The 15569-nt window shown below is 66.5% G+C and carries 15 protein-coding genes; 8 read left to right on the top strand and 7 right to left on the bottom strand.

The features are described 5' to 3' along the window. The 5 genes from WN73_RS19815 to WN73_RS19795 all read left to right on the top strand — a co-directional run bounded on the left by WN73_RS19815 (window position 1) and on the right by WN73_RS19795 (window position 5689). The gene (locus tag WN73_RS19815) at window positions 1–1314 is read left to right on the top strand and encodes a tetratricopeptide repeat protein (protein WP_271554493.1); all 1314 of its coding nucleotides are present in this window, start codon (window positions 1–3) and stop codon (window positions 1312–1314) included. 33 nt (window positions 1315–1347) lie between these two features. Beyond that, on the top strand, window positions 1348–2166 hold the full coding sequence (locus WN73_RS19810; RefSeq protein WP_271554492.1) for a CoA transferase subunit A: 819 nt from the start codon (window positions 1348–1350) through the stop codon (window positions 2164–2166). Further along, a complete protein-coding gene (locus WN73_RS19805; protein ID WP_271554490.1) occupies window positions 2166–2909 on the top strand; it encodes a CoA transferase in 744 nt (247 codons plus the stop codon). The genes WN73_RS19810 and WN73_RS19805 overlap by 1 nt, the downstream gene beginning before the upstream one ends. 203 nt (window positions 2910–3112) lie before the next feature. Beyond that, on the top strand, window positions 3113–3691 hold the full coding sequence (locus WN73_RS19800) for a hypothetical protein (protein WP_271554488.1): 579 nt from the start codon (window positions 3113–3115) through the stop codon (window positions 3689–3691). A 141-nt stretch (window positions 3692–3832) separates the two neighbouring features. Next, the gene (locus WN73_RS19795; RefSeq protein ID WP_028173617.1) at window positions 3833–5689 is read left to right on the top strand and encodes a sensor histidine kinase; all 1857 of its coding nucleotides are present in this window, start codon (window positions 3833–3835) and stop codon (window positions 5687–5689) included. Between the two features lie 41 nt (window positions 5690–5730). On the opposite strand, the gene WN73_RS19790 is transcribed toward WN73_RS19795, so the two are convergent. Next, a complete protein-coding gene (locus WN73_RS19790) occupies window positions 5731–7329 on the bottom strand; it encodes an oleate hydratase (RefSeq protein ID WP_271554487.1) in 1599 nt (532 codons plus the stop codon). 232 nt (window positions 7330–7561) lie between these two features. Beyond that, window positions 7562–9373 carry an AMP-dependent synthetase/ligase gene (locus WN73_RS19785; RefSeq protein ID WP_271554485.1) on the bottom strand — a complete coding sequence of 604 codons (1812 nt, stop codon included), beginning with the start codon at window positions 9371–9373 and terminating at the stop codon, window positions 7562–7564. Between the two features lie 110 nt (window positions 9374–9483). Here WN73_RS19785 and WN73_RS19780 point away from each other — a divergent pair, with 110 nt between their 5' ends. From WN73_RS19780 to WN73_RS19770, 3 genes are all read left to right on the top strand, one after another. After that, on the top strand, window positions 9484–9831 hold the full coding sequence (locus tag WN73_RS19780; RefSeq protein WP_028173620.1) for a DUF3088 domain-containing protein: 348 nt from the start codon (window positions 9484–9486) through the stop codon (window positions 9829–9831). Window positions 9832–9974: 143 nt separating this feature from the next. Beyond that, window positions 9975–10544, top strand: coding sequence for a cysteine hydrolase family protein (locus WN73_RS19775; protein WP_028173621.1), 570 nt, complete (start codon window positions 9975–9977; stop codon window positions 10542–10544). 164 nt (window positions 10545–10708) lie between these two features. Next, window positions 10709–11029 carry a hypothetical protein gene (locus WN73_RS19770; protein ID WP_028173622.1) on the top strand — a complete coding sequence of 107 codons (321 nt, stop codon included), beginning with the start codon at window positions 10709–10711 and terminating at the stop codon, window positions 11027–11029. Window positions 11030–11078: 49 nt separating this feature from the next. Here the strand turns inward: WN73_RS19770 and WN73_RS19765 are convergent, their stop codons facing one another. The 5 genes from WN73_RS19765 to WN73_RS19745 form a co-directional block, all read right to left on the bottom strand. Beyond that, entirely contained in the window at window positions 11079–12350 is a 1272-nt protein-coding gene (locus WN73_RS19765; RefSeq protein WP_271554481.1) for a flavin monoamine oxidase family protein, read from the bottom strand. Between the two features lie 10 nt (window positions 12351–12360). After that, window positions 12361–13071: a RibD family protein gene (locus tag WN73_RS19760; protein ID WP_271554479.1), complete on the bottom strand. Its 711-nt coding sequence runs from the start codon at window positions 13069–13071 to the stop codon at window positions 12361–12363. A 19-nt stretch (window positions 13072–13090) separates the two neighbouring features. After that, window positions 13091–13759, bottom strand: coding sequence for an FABP family protein (locus WN73_RS19755; RefSeq protein ID WP_271554477.1), 669 nt, complete (start codon window positions 13757–13759; stop codon window positions 13091–13093). Between the two features lie 218 nt (window positions 13760–13977). Then, window positions 13978–14157 carry a hypothetical protein gene (locus tag WN73_RS19750; protein WP_271554475.1) on the bottom strand — a complete coding sequence of 60 codons (180 nt, stop codon included), beginning with the start codon at window positions 14155–14157 and terminating at the stop codon, window positions 13978–13980. 136 nt (window positions 14158–14293) lie between these two features. Continuing rightward, window positions 14294–15454 (bottom strand): aminotransferase class V-fold PLP-dependent enzyme, encoded by a 1161-nt coding sequence (locus tag WN73_RS19745; protein WP_271554473.1) that lies wholly within the window; start codon window positions 15452–15454, stop codon window positions 14294–14296. Window positions 15455–15569 lie beyond the last annotated feature (115 nt).

Raw genomic sequence — 15569 nt, 5'->3', positions numbered from 1 at the left:
ATGGCGCATGAAGATCGATACGGCCTGCCATTCTCCACCAACTCGCACGAAGCGGCATCCGCCTATCGCGACGGCGTCGACCTCATGCTGGCGGGCTGGACCGGTACGGCGGAGACGCTGGAGCGCGCCATCGCCGCCGATCCGGACTTTGCGCTTCCCCTTATCGCCCGCGCCCGCCTGCATGCCTTCTACCAGCAGGGCGACCTCGCGCGACAGAAAGCGGCACGCGCGCGTGAGCTCGTTGCAAAGCGCGGCACGGAGCGCGAGCGTTCGCATGTCGAGACCCTGGCGCTGGCGATCGAGGGACGGCTGCCCGAGGCGATTGCGGCGACGCTGAAACACGTCGAGGCATGGCCGCGCGATGCCGTGGTGCTGTCGCTGCCGCTCGGCGCGTTCGGCCTGTTCGCCTTCTCCGGCATGGCCGATCACGACCGCGCGCGGCATGAGCTGTGCGAGCGCGTCGCGCGGCATTATGGCGAAGACTGGTGGTTCCTCACCATGTCCGGCTGGGCGATGATCGAGAACGGCGACGTAGCCCGCGGCCGCGGCATCACCGAGCGCGGCTTCGCCCTGCGCCGGCAGAATGCCCATGCCGCGCACGCCGTGCTGCATGCGATGTTCGAGGACGGCTCGATCGAGGCGGCCGACCGTCTCGTCGACGAGTGGATTCCCACTTACGACCGCGCCGGAATCCTGCACGGCCACATCCGCTGGCACCAGGCGCTCGGCGCGCTCGAGCATGGCGACGCCGCACGCGCACTTGCGATCTATGCCGACGTGCTGCAGCCCTCCGCGACGCAGGCGCCGCCGCTCAACGTCGTCACCGACGGCGCCTCGCTGCTCTGGCGTCTGTCTGCTTACGGCCACGCCGTGCCGCAGGAACTCTGGCTTGACGCCGACGCCGCCGCGCAAAAACTGTTTCCGAAATCGAGCCTGCCGTTCGCCGACGTCCACATGGCGCTATTCGCCGCCGCAACGCAAAACCGCGGCGCGCTCGCCGCGCGCCTTGCCGTGATCGAGCAGCGGGTCGTCGAGGGCAAGCTGCCGGCCGGCCCCGTGGTGCCGGCGATCTGCCGCGCGCTGGCGGCCTTTGCGGACGCGGACTATGCGGCCTGCGTGCGGACGCTCGCACCCGTGCTCGCCGACGTCGTCCGCATCGGCGGCAGCCATGCCCAGCGCGAATTGATCGAGGACACCTTTATTGTCGCCCTCATGCGCGGCGGCGAGCTGGCGCGCGCCCGCAGCATGCTCGACGCCCGCCTGCATCGCCGCCCCTCCCTGCGCGATACGCGCTGGCAGGCGGCGATGGCTTGAGGCAGGATAAGAAAAACAAAGCGGAGGACGCCCATGACCGAGATCGTTGCACTGGAGGCGCTGGCCGGCCGCGTTGCATCGGGGCAATCGCTGGCCGTCCCCGTGGACCGCTCCGGCGTCGCGATGGCCGCGACCGCCGCCATCATCGCGGCCGGCATCGACAATCTTCATCTGGTCTGCGTCCCCATCAGCGGCATGCAGGCCGATCTCCTGATCGGTGCCGGTGCGGTCAAGACGCTCGAGACCAGCGCCATCTCGCTCGGCGAAGCCGGCGGCGCGCCGCGTTTCGGCGCCGCGGTGCGGGCGGGTAGCGTAACGCTGCGCGATGCCACCTGCCCCGCGATTCACGCCGGCCTGATGGCGGCGCAACACGGCGTGCCCTTCATGCCGATCGCCGGCATCATCGGCAGCGATCTGCTCGAGGTGCGGCCGGACTGGAAGGTGATCGACAGCCCGGTCGGCGAGGCGCGCAAGGTCGTGGTGGTGCCGGCGATCAAGCCCGACGTTGCGCTGTTCCATGCGCCGGAGGCCGACCGTGCCGGCAATATCAGGATCGGCCGTTTCCGCGAGCTCGCCACCATGGCCTATGCCGCCAAGCGCACGCTGGTCACCGTCGAACGCATCGTCGACCGCGATCTGTTCGAGACGGAGGATTCCGCCGCCGGCGTGCTGCCCTCGCTCTATGTCGACGCCATCGCGGTTGCCGAGCGCGGCGCCTGGCCGCTGGCGCTGTGGAACGAATATCCTGCCGACGAGGCCGAGATCGCGCGCTATGCGGCGATGGCGCGCAGCGAGGACGGCTTCCGAGCCTATCTCTCGACCTTCCTGTCCCATCGCAAGCAGGTGGCCTGATGTCATCGGAACGCGAACGGCGCGAAATCCTGATCACCACCATCGCCGACCTGCTCGACGGCATCCGTCACGTCGCGGTCGGCGCATCGTCGCCGATCCCCGCGGCCGGTGCGATGCTGCTGCGCGCACGCAACGAACTCTGTGGCAAACCGCCGGTGCGCATCTCGATCCTGGGATCGCAGCGGCATAATTTCTTCACCAATGGCGGCATCGAGCTGTTCGACTGCGCCGCGCAGGGCCGCGTCGATGCGTTCTTTCTCGGCGGTGGCCAGATCGACGGCGCGGGCAACATCAACCTCGTCGGCACCGGCGATTACCCGAAGACCGATGTGCGCTGGCCCGGCTCGTTCGGCTCGGCCTATCTCTATCATCTCATTCCGCGCGTGATCCTGTTTCGCGAGGAGCACACCCCGCGCGTGTTCGTGCCGAAGGTCGATTTCGTCAGCGCCCGGGCGACCACACCGGAGGTCCCTCGCCGCGGCGGGCCGTACGCGCTCCTGACCAACATGGCGCTGTTCGACTTCGACCGCGAGGCAGGCGGCTTCGCCCTGCGCTCGGTGCATCCGCCCTTCACGCCGGCCGACGTCAGGGAAAATACCGGCTTCACCTATGAAGAACCGGAGGTCGTGCGGGAAACCGCGCGGCCCGATTCCGCAACCCTGGCATTGCTGCGCGGCCGAATTTTCGACGAGCTCGCCGAGACTTACCCGGCCTTTGCCAGGACCATGAAGCAGGCGGCGTGACCCTCCGGTCCTGCCACGAAAAAAACACTGGCCTGACGGCAAGTGCCTGCCGGGATGGTTGGGCGATTTTGGGCGAATCGCCGATGGGTGGCGCGGTGGTATTCCAGACAGGCTTGGCGGCACAAACGGGATCGCAACCAATTTGCGGTTCGATGGTTGTTGAGCGGAACCTTTCCGCGGTCCCCTGGCCTATGAGCCTCACGATGCGCCTCTGCCGACCGGCCCTCGCAGCAGCCTTCGTTGTCCTCGCAAGCCCTTGTTTTGCTGAGTCTTCCAGGCCGATTCCCGTCAACAATCAGCCCGTGCAGCAGAGCGCCTTCATCGATCTGCTGGCGCTGATGTCCGGCCACTGCAAGACGCTCAAGGTCGCGGGGCGTACCCTTGCCTGTAAGACGGTGGCCTACGCCCATGGCGACACGGGCCGGGTCAATTTCGCCGTCGCTGTCGACGACCCCACTGATGCGAACCACGTCGTGTCGTTCTCCGGCGAGAACGGCAAGCGGGCCGACGACAACTCCTACGAGCTGCCGATCGACCGCATGCTGCTCAACTCCAAGGACCGGCCCAAGGTCGACGGCCTGCCGGTGCCGGCGGAGCAGACCTCCACCGGAATCTGCCGCCAGACCGGCAATTTCGCCGCCCGGAAGGTGACAGACGTCACCTGCTCCGCCACCGACAGCGAGGGCCGGAAGTACGAGCTCCTGTTCGTCTCCGACGGCACGCCGGTAAGCGTGCGCCGCATCAGGCAATCGTCGCCGTCGATCCAGGATCCGTTCAAGTAGCGGCCCCTTGTGTCGCCCTGCTTGTCACCGGGGTGAGCACGCATCCTTCCGTTGAAACTCCAGGTCAGGCGGTTATGCTCTCGCGTGCATCCTCATTGAGGAGACCCGATTGCATCCAGAGGCGAGGCCGAGAGTCCGGCAATGCGCGTGATCCGCGGGCTCGCGCGCATCCTGATCGCCTGCTTGTTCGCTGGCCTCTCGCATGAATGCGTCGCAGCCGACGGCCCCCAGCAGCGTTCGGTCCTGGTTCTGGAAGAAGCCGATTTTCGCTCGCCCTTTTATTCGGAGATCTTTGCCGGAATCCGCACCGCCGCGAAGCAGAACGGGAAGAGCAACACGGTGATCTACGGCGAAAGCCTCGATCTCGCCCGCTTCCCGGGACCGGACTATGAATTGAGCCTGGTCGGTCACCTCAAGACCAAATATGCGCAGCGGCCGATCGACGTCATCGTTTCGATCGGCGTCGCATCGGCGAAATTCCTTCAGAAGCGGAAGCAGGACATCTGGCCCGCCGCGCCCGTGGTATACGGCTTCGTTCCCGACCTGCCTGAGACGCGCGCGCTGTTCCTGCCCGATACGACGGCCGTCTTCGCCAGAGTGAGGCCGACACACCTCCTGACCGCAGCGCGCGCAATCGTTCCCGACCTGACGCGTGTCGTCCTGGTGGGCGAGGCCTGGAAGAATCCGCTGGTGTACGGACATTGGAAGCAGGACTTCGCGGCCGCAATGCCCGATCTCGAAGTCATCGATCTGTCCGGCGCGGTGCTGCGTGAGGTCCGCAGTCGCGTCGCTTCCCTGCCCGACCGCTCCGCGATCCTGACCTCGGCGATGTATTCCGACGGCGAAGGCACCTATTACGCCCCGGCCTCGGCGCTCGCACGCGTTGCCGAGAGTGCGAACCGCCCGATCATCATAACGTCCGATACGTTCCTCGGACGGTCGGGCGTGGGTGGCTTCCTGCTGCTGCCCGAAATCATCGGGCGAGAAGCCGGCGAAGTGGCGATGCGGATCCTCGACGGCGAAGCGCCCTCGAGCATCGCACCGTTCAGCGGAAACAACGTGAGGCCGATCTTCGACTGGCGGCAGCTGAAACGCTGGAATGTGGACGAAGCCAATCTGCCCCCCGGCAGCGAGGTGCGTTTCCGCCAACCGACCTTCTGGGAGCAGTATTACTGGCACTCCGCGATCGTTGCAGGCGTGGTGCTGGTGCAGGCGCTGATGATCACCATTCTGCTGCGCGAGCGCCGTCTGCGCTTCGTGGCCGAGGTCGAGGCGCGCCAGCGCATGTCGGAGCTCGCCCACATGAACCGCCGCGCGACCGCGGGAGAGATGTCCGTCTCGCTCGCACACGAGCTGAACCAGCCGCTCGCCGCCATTCTGATCAATGCCGAGACGGCCCAGCAGATATTACAGAGTCCGGCGCCCGACCTCGGCGAGATCAGGGACATCCTGGACCACATCCGCCGTGACGATCAGCGGGCCGCCGAAGTCATCGGCCGGCTGCGCTCGTTTCTGAAGCGAGACCCGGCCGAACGGCGCGAGCTCGACCTCAATGCCACTGTCGGCGAGGTGTTTCGATTCCTCTCCGTGCAGGCCCTGACCCACGATGTTGAACTCGTCATGCAACCGTCGTCCGCAGACATTCGCGTGAAAGGCGACAAGATTCAGCTCCAGCAGGCCATCCTCAATCTCGTCGTGAACGGCATGGAGGCTGTGGCCCATCTTCCGGACGAGCGGCGCCGCGTCGTCGGACGAACCAGTCTCACCGAGGGCAACCTCGCCCTTGTCTCCATCGCCGACAAGGGCGACGGCATCCTCGCGGAGAAAGTCGCCGAGATCTTCAAGCCGTTCTTCACGACCAAGGCGCAAGGCATGGGCATAGGCCTCTCGATCGCGCATACCATCGTCCAGGCGCATGGCGGCCGCATCTGGGCCGAAAACGTCCCGTCAGGGGGCGTCGTTTTTCACGTCAGCCTGCCGCTGGCAGCGCCGCGATAGGCGCCGTCGCGTGCGCCGGCGACGTCATCCCGGCGAAAGCCTCAAGCGAACGCCTTCTCCAGGGTCGCGAAGATCACCGCGAGCGACTTGTCATGGCGGGTCACCGGCGGCACCGGGCGCTCGATCTTCATGAGCTGATAGACCGCCATCTGCGCCGCGCGCACCGAATATTCGACGGTGAACACGACGTCGTCGGGGATCTCGACGAACTGGCTGACGAAGGCAAGGTTGACGGAATTCCTGGGCACCGGCAGCGGCCGGTCGGTCACGTTGCGCGGCATGAACATGCTGGTGATGTAGGGCATGCGGCAGGGAATGCAGGTCGCAGTCTCGAACACGTCGCGATCGAAATTCAGGTGCCCGCACAGCTCGTTCAGGATGTCGGCGCCGCCGCACTCGGACATCGGCTTCCCGACGAAATTGCCGATGCGGTCCGGATGCAGCGCATAGCCCCAGAACACCTGAACGTCCTTCGGCTGGCCGGCGAAATGCGGCTGATGATACAGCACCGCCGACATCAACCAGTTGGAATCCCGGAACGTCACCAGCCCGCCGGTGCCGGCCCTGTTGCCCGAGAACGCCTCCATCTTGTCGAAGAAGCGCGGATCGCGGCAGGTGACGGTGAAGGACAGCCAGTACGATTCCGGGATCGAGCTGTTGAACGCGGACGGATTGCCGAATTCGGGACGTCCTTGCGCGATCGTCTCCCACAGCGCCCAGCCCTGGCTGTCGGCCTTGGTCAGGTGCGGCGGCGGCTCGGTCATGGTGCCCAGGCTCGAAGCATCCGTCATCGAGCCGTTCTGGAAGAACACGAGATCGCCGTCCTCGATGCGGACGTTGGCGGTGCGGCCGTCGCGATCGAGCACCAGCTGGCGGACGCGCACGCGTCCGCCCTCGTCTTCGAGCGTCATGTCGGTGACGGCCGTGCCGCGCACGAACTGCACGCCTTGCCGCTTCAGCCAGTCGGCAAGCGGCTGTACGATCGCGTCATACTGGTTGTAGACGGTACGCTTGACGCCGGCGAGGGTTTCGATGCGCGGGAATTCGCTCATGAAGCGGTGCAGATAGCGCCTCAGCTCGACCGCGCTGTGCCAGGGCTGGAAGGCGAAAGTGGTCTGCCACATGTACCAGAAATTGGACTCGAAGAATTTTGGCGACAGCCAGTCGGTGATGCGGCTGTTGCCGAGCGTCTCCTCCGAGGCCTCGGTGAGCCGCAGCAGCTCGAGCCGGTCGCGCGCGGAAAAGCCCATGTGGGAGACGTCGATCTTGAAGCGGTTGCGGTCAACCAGCCGCGCCCGCGAATGCGCCGGGTTCTCCTCGTTGAACGCGACGGTCTCGTCGCGCACGCTCAGGCCCGGACGCTCGAGCGAGGGGATGCTCGACAGCAGGTCCCAGGTGCATTCGTAATGGTCGGTGGTGAGCATGCGCCCGCCGCGCAGCGAATAGGCGCCGTTCGCGAGCATTGCGCCGTCGAGGCTGCCGCCGACCAGCGGCTGCGCCTCGTAGATCACGATGTCGCGACCCGGCAGCTGCGCGTCGCGAACCAGGAACGCCGCGCCCGCGAGCGATCCGATGCCACCACCGACGAAATACGCCTTCATGACTTGCCTCGATTGCAATTCGAACTTTCGCGGCGACATTGCATGAGGGCCAGCGCGCGAAGTTGCGCTGGATCAAGCGCGATGGACACGGCGTTCAAGAGGATGTGAGCGCTCTCTTTCTCTCCCTCTCCCCGTTCTTACGGGGAGAGGGTCGGGGTGAGGGGCTGCTTCAGCAATGACGGTGAGAGTTATACTCGCGGAGGCTCCCCCTCACCCATATCGCATCTTCGATGCGATATGGCCTCTCCCCGCAAGCGGGGAGAGGCGAAGATCAGGCCGGCTTCTTCGCGTAGATCTGCGCGATCTCCTCGGCGAAGCGGTGTTCGAGCGCGGGGCGCTTGTTCTTCAGCGTCGGCGTGAGCAGGCCGCTGGCAATGGTCCAGGGGTCCAGCGTCCACCATACCGCGCGCGGCGTCGCGTAGGACGGATAGGCCTTCACGGCCGCTGCGATTCGCGCAAGCAGCGCGGCCCGCTCCGCCGCACCGCCTTGCTTGCCGCTCGCAGCCAACCTTTCCTTCTCCTGCACCCAGGCCTTGGCGTTGAGCACAACCAGCGCGGCGAGGAACGGACGCTGCTCGCCGACCACCAGCGCCTGCTCGAACAGGGGATCGGCCAGGATCGCGGTCTCGAGATCGACCGGCGCGATCTTCTCGCCGGTGGACGTCACGAGGATATCCTTGATGCGGCCGGTGATGGTGATGCGTCCGTTCTCGATGCGGGCCTGGTCGCCGGTGTGCAGCCAGCCATCGGCCTCCTTCACGCGGCGCGTCTCCTCGGGCTTGTGCCAGTAGCCTAGCATCACGCTTGGGCCACGCACCAGCAGCTCGTCGTTCTCACCCAGCCTGGCCTCGACGCCGTCGAGCACATGGCCGACCGAGCGCGGATCGTTGTCCTCGGGGGTGTTGACCGAGACCACCGGCGAGGTCTCGGTCATGCCGTAGCCCTGGAGAATGTCGAGCCCGAGTGCGAGAAACAGACGAATGACGGGCTCGGCGATCGGCGCGCCGCCGGAAACCGCGACGCGCAACCGGCCGCCGAGCTGCGCCAGCACCTTGTCGGCGACGAGCTGCTTCAGCAGCGGCCAGGCCAGCCGGTCGAGCAGCGACAGTGCGCCGCGTCCCTGCCGCGCGTCGAACCGCCGGCCGCCGACGGCAATCGTGAGATCGAGCAGCGCCCGCTCGATGCTTCCGGCCGATGCGCGGTGCTGCATGATCAGCGCGTAGACGCGCTCGTAGATCCGCGGCACTGAGACCAGCACCGTCGGCCGCACATGCTTGAGGTCGTCCCCGAGTTGCGGCACCGAGCGCGCATAGGCGACGCAGGCCCCGGCCGCGATCGGATAGTAATAGCCGCCGGTGCGCTCGAACGTGTGCGAGAGCGGCAGGAAGGACAGGAAGACGTCGTCGGGCGACGCCGCGATGCGATGCGCGATCGCCTTCACATTGGCGACAACGTTGTCATGCGACAGCATCACGCCCTTCGGCCGCCCGGTCGTGCCCGAGGTGTAGACGATGGCGGCAAGATCGTCCGGCGCCACCGCGACGTCGGACAATGGCGCGGTCGCGCCAGGCGCGGACGCAAGCCACGGGTCGAGCGCGACGATGCGTGCATCGGCCGGCACCGGTCCGGTCATGTCGGCACAGACGATGCGCTTGAGCGCATCGAGCGGCTGGCCGGTGGCCACGATCGCCTGCCAGCGCGCCAGCGTATCGACGAACAGCAGCAGCGCGCCGGAATCGGCGAGGATGTAGGCGATGCTGTCGGGGTTGTCGACCGCATGCATCGGCACCGGCACGAGACCGCGCGACAGCGACGCCTGGTCCATCGCGATATGCGCAATGCCGTTCGGCATCAGGATGGCGACGCGCTCGCCCGGCAAAAAATTCTCCGCGGCCAGCGCCCGCCGCCACAGCTCGAATTCCGCGTCGATCTCGTGCCAGGACTGGCTGACCCAGCGCCCGGCATGCGCGTCGAAATGGCGATAGGCTTCCGCCGCCGGCGTCGCCTCGACGCGCCAGCGCAGCAGCTCAGGCAGTGTCTTCACGTCGGCGAGCGTCTGCGGTTGACTGATCGGCCCCGGCATGGCGTCCTTTCCTTCACCGTCGATTCCCATGAATCTGGGGACTCGACACTAGGCCGGCCAGCCCTCGCCGCCTTGATCCTCAGCAAGGCGGCCATGCTTCGGAGCGATCCATGACGCGCGACCTGCTGTTTCTGCTGCGCCCGGGGTTCGAGGACCCGGCCTATCCGGGCCGGCGCTTCTATTGCTGGCATTGCGCGCTGATGGAGGGCGTGCTCGCTTCGTTTCCGGCGCTCGCCGAAAAGCTCGACGTCGAGCGCATCGCGTGGCCGCAGCCGCGGCAGGCCGTGATCGCGCTGGTCGGGGAGGAGAACCAGTCGCTGCCGCTGCTCGTGCTGGCAGACGGCGCGACATCGCGGCACCAGACCGGCACCCACCGCGGCCGCGCCTTCATCGCCGACAAGGACGCCATCCTCGCCGCGCTCTCCGAACGCCACGGCTTTCCCGATCCGCATCCGTAGGAACGTCGACGTAGCCCGGATGGAGCGCAGCGCAATCCGGGCCACGGACCTGCAATGACGTCGCGAAACGAGGGAAGATTGGCATTGCGCATCCCCGATCGCCTCGCATACTCGGCCCGACAAGCCGTCCGAAAGGTCCGATCATGCCGCACCCCCTCCCCGCCCTTATCGTCATCGACGTCCAGCGCGCGTTCGACGAATGGGAGGCGGCGGGCAAGCGCCGCAACAATCCGGACGCGGTGGCCCGCATCGTCGATCTGCTCGCGGCGTTCAGGGCAAACGGTGCGCCGATCTTTCATATCCGCCACGAGGGCACGAAGCCAAATTCGTCGTTTCTGCCATCGCGCTCTGGCTACGCCGTCAAGGACGAGGCGCGCGAACAGGACGGCGAGGCGGTGATCGTCAAGCGCGTCAACAGCGCCTTCATCGGCACGGACCTCGAGACGCGCCTGCGCGCAAGCGGCATCACCACGCTCGTCATTTGCGGCGCCACCACCAACCATTGCGTGGAGACGACGACGCGGATGGCCGGCAATCTCGGATTCGACACGCGGCTCGTGCGCGATGCGACCTGGACCTTCGACCGGATCGGACCCGATGGCGACGCACATTCCGCCGAGGAGATCCATGCGATGACGCTGTCGAATCTCAACGGCGAGTTCGCGCGCATCGTCACCGCGGGCGAGGTGATCGCATCATTCGCGGCGAAGTGATGGCAGCAGTGCGATCAATGCCGGTGATGCGACAATAAATCTCACGCCGCGCGATCATCCGCGCCGAATCGGACAGCGCCTGCTGCGTCGTTTCGACGCCCGCACTGGCCGGAACGCAACCAGCGCCCATGTGTTGTCACACGACATTCAACTGGAGTGATGACATGAAGTATCTCATTGTCGCGATGGCCGTCGGTGCCGCGGCGCTTGCCGGCGGATCGGCGGCGAACGCGGCCAACACCACAAGCGCGAAGCAAAGCGCGCGGGGAGGCCAGCCGACCGACATCAGCGCGCAGCACAGGCACCACCATCATGGCTATCGCCATCATCAATGGCGCCATCACCACCATGGCTATTATCGTCCGCACTACCGGAGCTACGGCTATTACCCGCGGCACCACGGTTACTACGGCGGCGGCCCGTACGGATACTATGGTGGCGGCGGTCCGGGTGTGACCTTCAGCTTCGGCGGCAACCGCTGGTAAGCCGGCGATCGGCTGCGAACGAAGGGCCCGCGACCACGCGGGCCTTTTTTCATCCGCGCAAGATCATCCCCGCCGTCTCCAGCCCGCTCGCCAGCGCCGCCTCGACCGTGCCCATGTCGCGGCCGCGATAGAGCGCTTCGCCGGAGAACAGCACCGCTCCATCGGCGCGCGCGAGCATGGTTTGCGCCGCGCGCGTCCGCGGCGTGGCCCAGGAATAGGCGCCGCGGGCGAACGGATCCTGCCCCCAATTGGTCGCCGTGGCCGCGACGAGATCGCGCGCGACGTCTTCGCGCGACAGGCCGAAGATGGTGGAGAGCGAACCAAGCCCGGCCTCGATCAACGCCTGCGGATCGAGGCCTTGCAGCTCCGCCGTCCGCGGGCCGCCGAACCAGCCGGTGAGCACGGGATGCTGATCCGGATGGCGCGTCCACCACACCGGGATGGTCCGGTCCGACAGCAGGAAGGTCATATCCGCAAGATCCGGCTTTCGCTCGCGCCACCATGGCCGCGCAAACCGCAGCAGAATCTTGACGACGTTGCCGAAGCCGATGTCGTCGGCAGCCGCCGCCTTCGCGCGCACGCTCGCCGGAAGCGCGATCTCGCGCAGCAGCGGCAGCGGCACCGTGAGGATCACGCGGTCGCAGCGATGCACCTCGCCGCCGGCACCGCGAACGACCACCGCGCCGCCCTCGTCCTCGATCGCCGACACCACGCAGCCGAGGCGGACCGCCGCGCCATGCCTGCGGCACTCGGCGGCGAGAAAATCGATCAGCGCGCCATAGCCGCCATTGATGCGCGCCTGCGTGTGGAGCCCGCCGTCCATCCATTCCTCGCGCAGCGCCAGCGTGGAGGCGCGCTCGGGATCGGCGGCATCGTAGCCCTCGACCATCCGCTCGATCGAATAGCGCAGTCCGTCATACTCGGGTCTGGCAAAATGACGGCGCAGGAAATCGGCGACGGTGAGATCGTCCTTCAAATTCCCGAGCACGGCATGCAGCTCCGCCTCGTGCGGATCATGGCGATCCTCACGCGAGAAATTTGCACCGTCAAATCTCCATAGCGTGCCTTCGATCTCCTGAAGGGACAGCCCCGCCTCGCGCAGCAGGGCGCGTGTCACCGGGGCATCGCCATGGACGAATTCGGCGCCGCCATCGGCGGGGTAGCCGAACTCCGCCGCCGGCAGCGGGTGGATGCGCCCGCCGCAGCGCTCGCGTGCTTCCAGGACCGTCACCTTCTTGCCCGCGCGCGCGAGCTCGCGCCCCGCCATCAGGCCGGCCGCGCCGGCACCGACGATGACGATATGCTGTGGTTTGTCCGACATGCCGATGCTTTTACTTACCCACGGCCTGCGGATCGTTCTTGATCAGGTAGCGCAGCAGCAGGACACCGCTGCCGAGCTCCCGCACCCCCTCCAGCGTCATCGCGGCGAGGGGCGCGCGCTTGTCGCTGTCGGCTTCCGTCGAAGAGAACACGAAGGGCGCGCCGCTTGCGCCATCCACCGCGGGGCTGAGGATGAGATTGAATTCGTCGATGAGACCGGCGCGCAGGAACGCGCCATTGGCGACGCCGCCGCCCTCGACCAGCAGGCGCTTCACGCCGAGCTCGCGGTTGAGAATGTCCAGCGCCAGTGCGAGGTCGATCTCCGACTTGCCGGCGAAGATGTAGGACACGCCCTCGCCGCGCAGGCCTGCAAGATGCGAATCCGGCACGCCCTCGGTCAGCACGACGACGATCGGATCGCCGCCGATATCGGAGCGGCCCCAGCCGATCTTGCCCTGCGCGTCGAGCACGACGCCATAGGTCTTTGCATCACGCCGCGCAAACCACGGCTCCCGCGAAAACGTCCCGGCCGTTCCGGCGGGATAAGGCTTGCCCTTGGCGAACTCCGAGCCGGTGACGCGGCCGATGACCCAGGCATCGCCGCCGAGCTCGTCGTGGATCTTCTCGAACCAGTCCGTGCCCGCGCCCTTCGGACGCCAGCGGCTGGGGTGCGTGCGGCCGTCCAGGCTGGAATGCATCAGACAGATGACGTACGGCTTCATGCAAATCTCCGGACCGCGCTCAACCCGCCGTTCCGCTGCCGCCGCTCTTGGCGCGATCGTTGACGATCGCCGCGAGCGGATTGAGTTTTGGCGGCGCAACGAGCTGGAGCGTGTTGGTGTCGTGATGATTGAACGGCGCACCGCGGACGAACAACTCGGTCTGGATCAGATAGGTCCAGCTTCCGTCCTCGTTGAAGGTGACGTCGCAGCGGTAAGCGTCGGTGCGGAAGGCCTGTTCCAGGAAGTCGGTCGAGCAGATCCCGTAAGCGGTGTCGCCGCGCTTCGCCGTGACCGAAATTTTCCTGTCATCAGGTCCGGCCTTGCCCGAGGCGAGCAGCACCTGCCCGCGCGGGATCGCCAGCGTCTGCATGATCAGCCCGGTCGCGGGCTCCCACAGCCAGTAGCCGACCTGGTCGTGGAAGGTGATGTCCTCCTCGGGCGTGTTGATGTGGATGTGATAACGCAGGCCGTAGAACAGCTGCGGGCCGTTGGCCTGCGGATCAATCGGGTCCATCCGAATGCGCTCGATGAAGGTCCGCCGCTCCGGTCCTTCGGCCTTCGGGTTGACGTCGATCCCCTTCTTGGCCTGCCAGCTGCCTGCGAGACGGCGCAGCGGGCCGAGGTTGGCGAGACCGTCGGGCGAGACGTTCTCGGGCTCGGTGAAGATGTCGGCGGGAAGGGGAAGCATGAGTGTCCTCGCGGGAAGTTGCGGGGAGCAGCAATAGCACGGAGACGGCAACGTGGCTCGTGCTCAAGCCTCACAATCGCGAATGGACATCCGCGCCACACGCAGACGATCGGTGGGCCTCAAGGGAGTTCGCGGGGGAAAATACGAAGCGCGGTCTCAGTGGCTTGAACCGCGAAGCGGAGCCGAACCGATTGGGTTCGGCTCCGTCGCAAGGACGTCTAGTGGCGGTGGTCGCGGACCTCCGGTTGATTGCGGTGGTCGCGAACGATGGTCTGATTGCGGTGGTCGCGCACGACGGGCGGGTCGCGATGGTCGCGGACGATGGTCGTCGCGTTCGAGGGCGTCCCCACGTTTGCCAATGCGATCGCTGCGAGAGCCACAAGGATGTAATTGCGCATGAGTCTTGTCCTTTGCCTGGTGGCTCACTGCGAACCACCTGACAACAAGCTAGATTGACCGGCTCGAATGATATGTGCCGGCGATCACGCGATGATTGTCGATGCGCTGGCCGATTGCACTCCGCCCCGCGCGGGTTCAGCCCGACTTCGTACCCGTGATGGCGGCAAGCGCCTCGACGAGCCGGTCGAGATCGGCCTCCTCGGTGTAGAGCGCCGGCGTCACGCGGATGCATTGGCCCTTGGCGACGCCAGCCCGGCGAACCGTCAGGACCTTGTGGGTGTCCCTGAGCTTCGCCACGGTGGCGTCGTTGTCGACCTTGCTCGTCTTGCCGGCGATGCGGAAGGACGTGATCGCACCATAGAGGCCGGCCTCATCCGGCGTCAGGATCTCGATGTCCTTGAAGCCGCGAACGCGGCTGACCCAGTAGTCGCGCAGGTAGCGCAGGCGGGCCTGTTTCGCCGCAGCGCCGATCTGCTGATGCAGTTCGACGGCCGCGGGCACCGTCAGCACCGTCGCGAAATTGACCGTGCCGGTGTGGACGCGCGAGCGGATGTCGGTCGCCGGGAAATCCTCGTCACCAAGGTCACGGTCGACGTCGGCGAGGCGATCCTTCCTGATGTAGAGGAAGCCCACGCCGACCGGCGCGCCGATCCATTTGTGCAGGTTGAACCCGACGAAGTCGACCTCGAGCTCGCCCACCCTGAAGTCCATCTGTCCCCAGGAATGAGCGGCGTCGAGGATGACATCGATGCCCTTCGCCTTGGCCATGCGGGCGATTTCGGTGACCGGCATGACGAGGCCGGTGCGATGGCTGACATGGGTGAGGAGGAGAAGCCTGGTCTTCGGATTCGCCTCGAGGGCGCGGGCATAGGCGTCGAGCACGGCCTGGCGGGTGGCCGGCTCCGGCACGTCGAACTTGACCACGTCGACGCCGCGGCGCGCTTTGAGCGCGTTCATGGCGTATTGCATCGAATCGTAGTCGAGGTCGGCGTAGAGCACGCTGTCGCCGGGCCTCAGCTTGTTGTATCCGCCGATGAGCAGCTGCAGCGCTTCGGTGGCGCCGCGGGTGAGCGCGATTTCCTCGGGCGCAGCTCCAACCGCATCCGCCACCCTGGCCCGCACGGCCTCGAAATCCGCGCCCGCGCGCTGCCGCGCGTAATAGGTGTTCTGATAGTTGACCATATCGGACAGACGGATGAACTCGCGCCGCACGGGCTCGGCCATGATGCCCCAGAAGCCGTTCTCCAGATTGACGACATCGGCGTCACGGCATAGAGCCCCTTCACGGCCGTCCAATAGGCCTTGTCGGTGGCGATTGCGACCGCCGATCCGGTCGGCTGTGCCGGCAGGCCCTCGGCGGCAAGAGCCGGCGCCGCCAACGGCGCGACAGCTGCGGCCGCGAGGCCCTTCA

It is taken from the genome of Bradyrhizobium sp. CCBAU 45394 (assembly GCF_028128655.1).
Taxonomy (GTDB): domain Bacteria; phylum Pseudomonadota; class Alphaproteobacteria; order Rhizobiales; family Xanthobacteraceae; genus Bradyrhizobium; species Bradyrhizobium diazoefficiens.
This window is presented reverse-complemented; position numbering and strand designations above follow the sequence as displayed.

Coding starts and splice junctions, on each gene's coding strand:
- WN73_RS19775 (WP_028173621.1), top strand. CDS start 9,975: ATGCCGCACCCCCTCCCCGCCCTTATCGTCATCGACGTCCAGCGCGCG.
- WN73_RS19765 (WP_271554481.1), bottom strand. CDS start 12,350: ATGTCGGACAAACCACAGCATATCGTCATCGTCGGTGCCGGCGCGGCC.
- WN73_RS19790 (WP_271554487.1), bottom strand. CDS start 7,329: ATGTCGCCGCGAAAGTTCGAATTGCAATCGAGGCAAGTCATGAAGGCG.
- WN73_RS19760 (WP_271554479.1), bottom strand. CDS start 13,071: ATGAAGCCGTACGTCATCTGTCTGATGCATTCCAGCCTGGACGGCCGC.
- WN73_RS19755 (WP_271554477.1), bottom strand. CDS start 13,759: ATGCTTCCCCTTCCCGCCGACATCTTCACCGAGCCCGAGAACGTCTCG.
- WN73_RS19770 (WP_028173622.1), top strand. CDS start 10,709: ATGAAGTATCTCATTGTCGCGATGGCCGTCGGTGCCGCGGCGCTTGCC.
- WN73_RS19815 (WP_271554493.1), top strand. CDS start 1: ATGGCGCATGAAGATCGATACGGCCTGCCATTCTCCACCAACTCGCAC.
- WN73_RS19780 (WP_028173620.1), top strand. CDS start 9,484: ATGACGCGCGACCTGCTGTTTCTGCTGCGCCCGGGGTTCGAGGACCCG.
- WN73_RS19805 (WP_271554490.1), top strand. CDS start 2,166: ATGTCATCGGAACGCGAACGGCGCGAAATCCTGATCACCACCATCGCC.
- WN73_RS19795 (WP_028173617.1), top strand. CDS start 3,833: ATGCGCGTGATCCGCGGGCTCGCGCGCATCCTGATCGCCTGCTTGTTC.
- WN73_RS19785 (WP_271554485.1), bottom strand. CDS start 9,373: ATGCCGGGGCCGATCAGTCAACCGCAGACGCTCGCCGACGTGAAGACA.
- WN73_RS19750 (WP_271554475.1), bottom strand. CDS start 14,157: ATGCGCAATTACATCCTTGTGGCTCTCGCAGCGATCGCATTGGCAAAC.
- WN73_RS19800 (WP_271554488.1), top strand. CDS start 3,113: ATGCGCCTCTGCCGACCGGCCCTCGCAGCAGCCTTCGTTGTCCTCGCA.
- WN73_RS19810 (WP_271554492.1), top strand. CDS start 1,348: ATGACCGAGATCGTTGCACTGGAGGCGCTGGCCGGCCGCGTTGCATCG.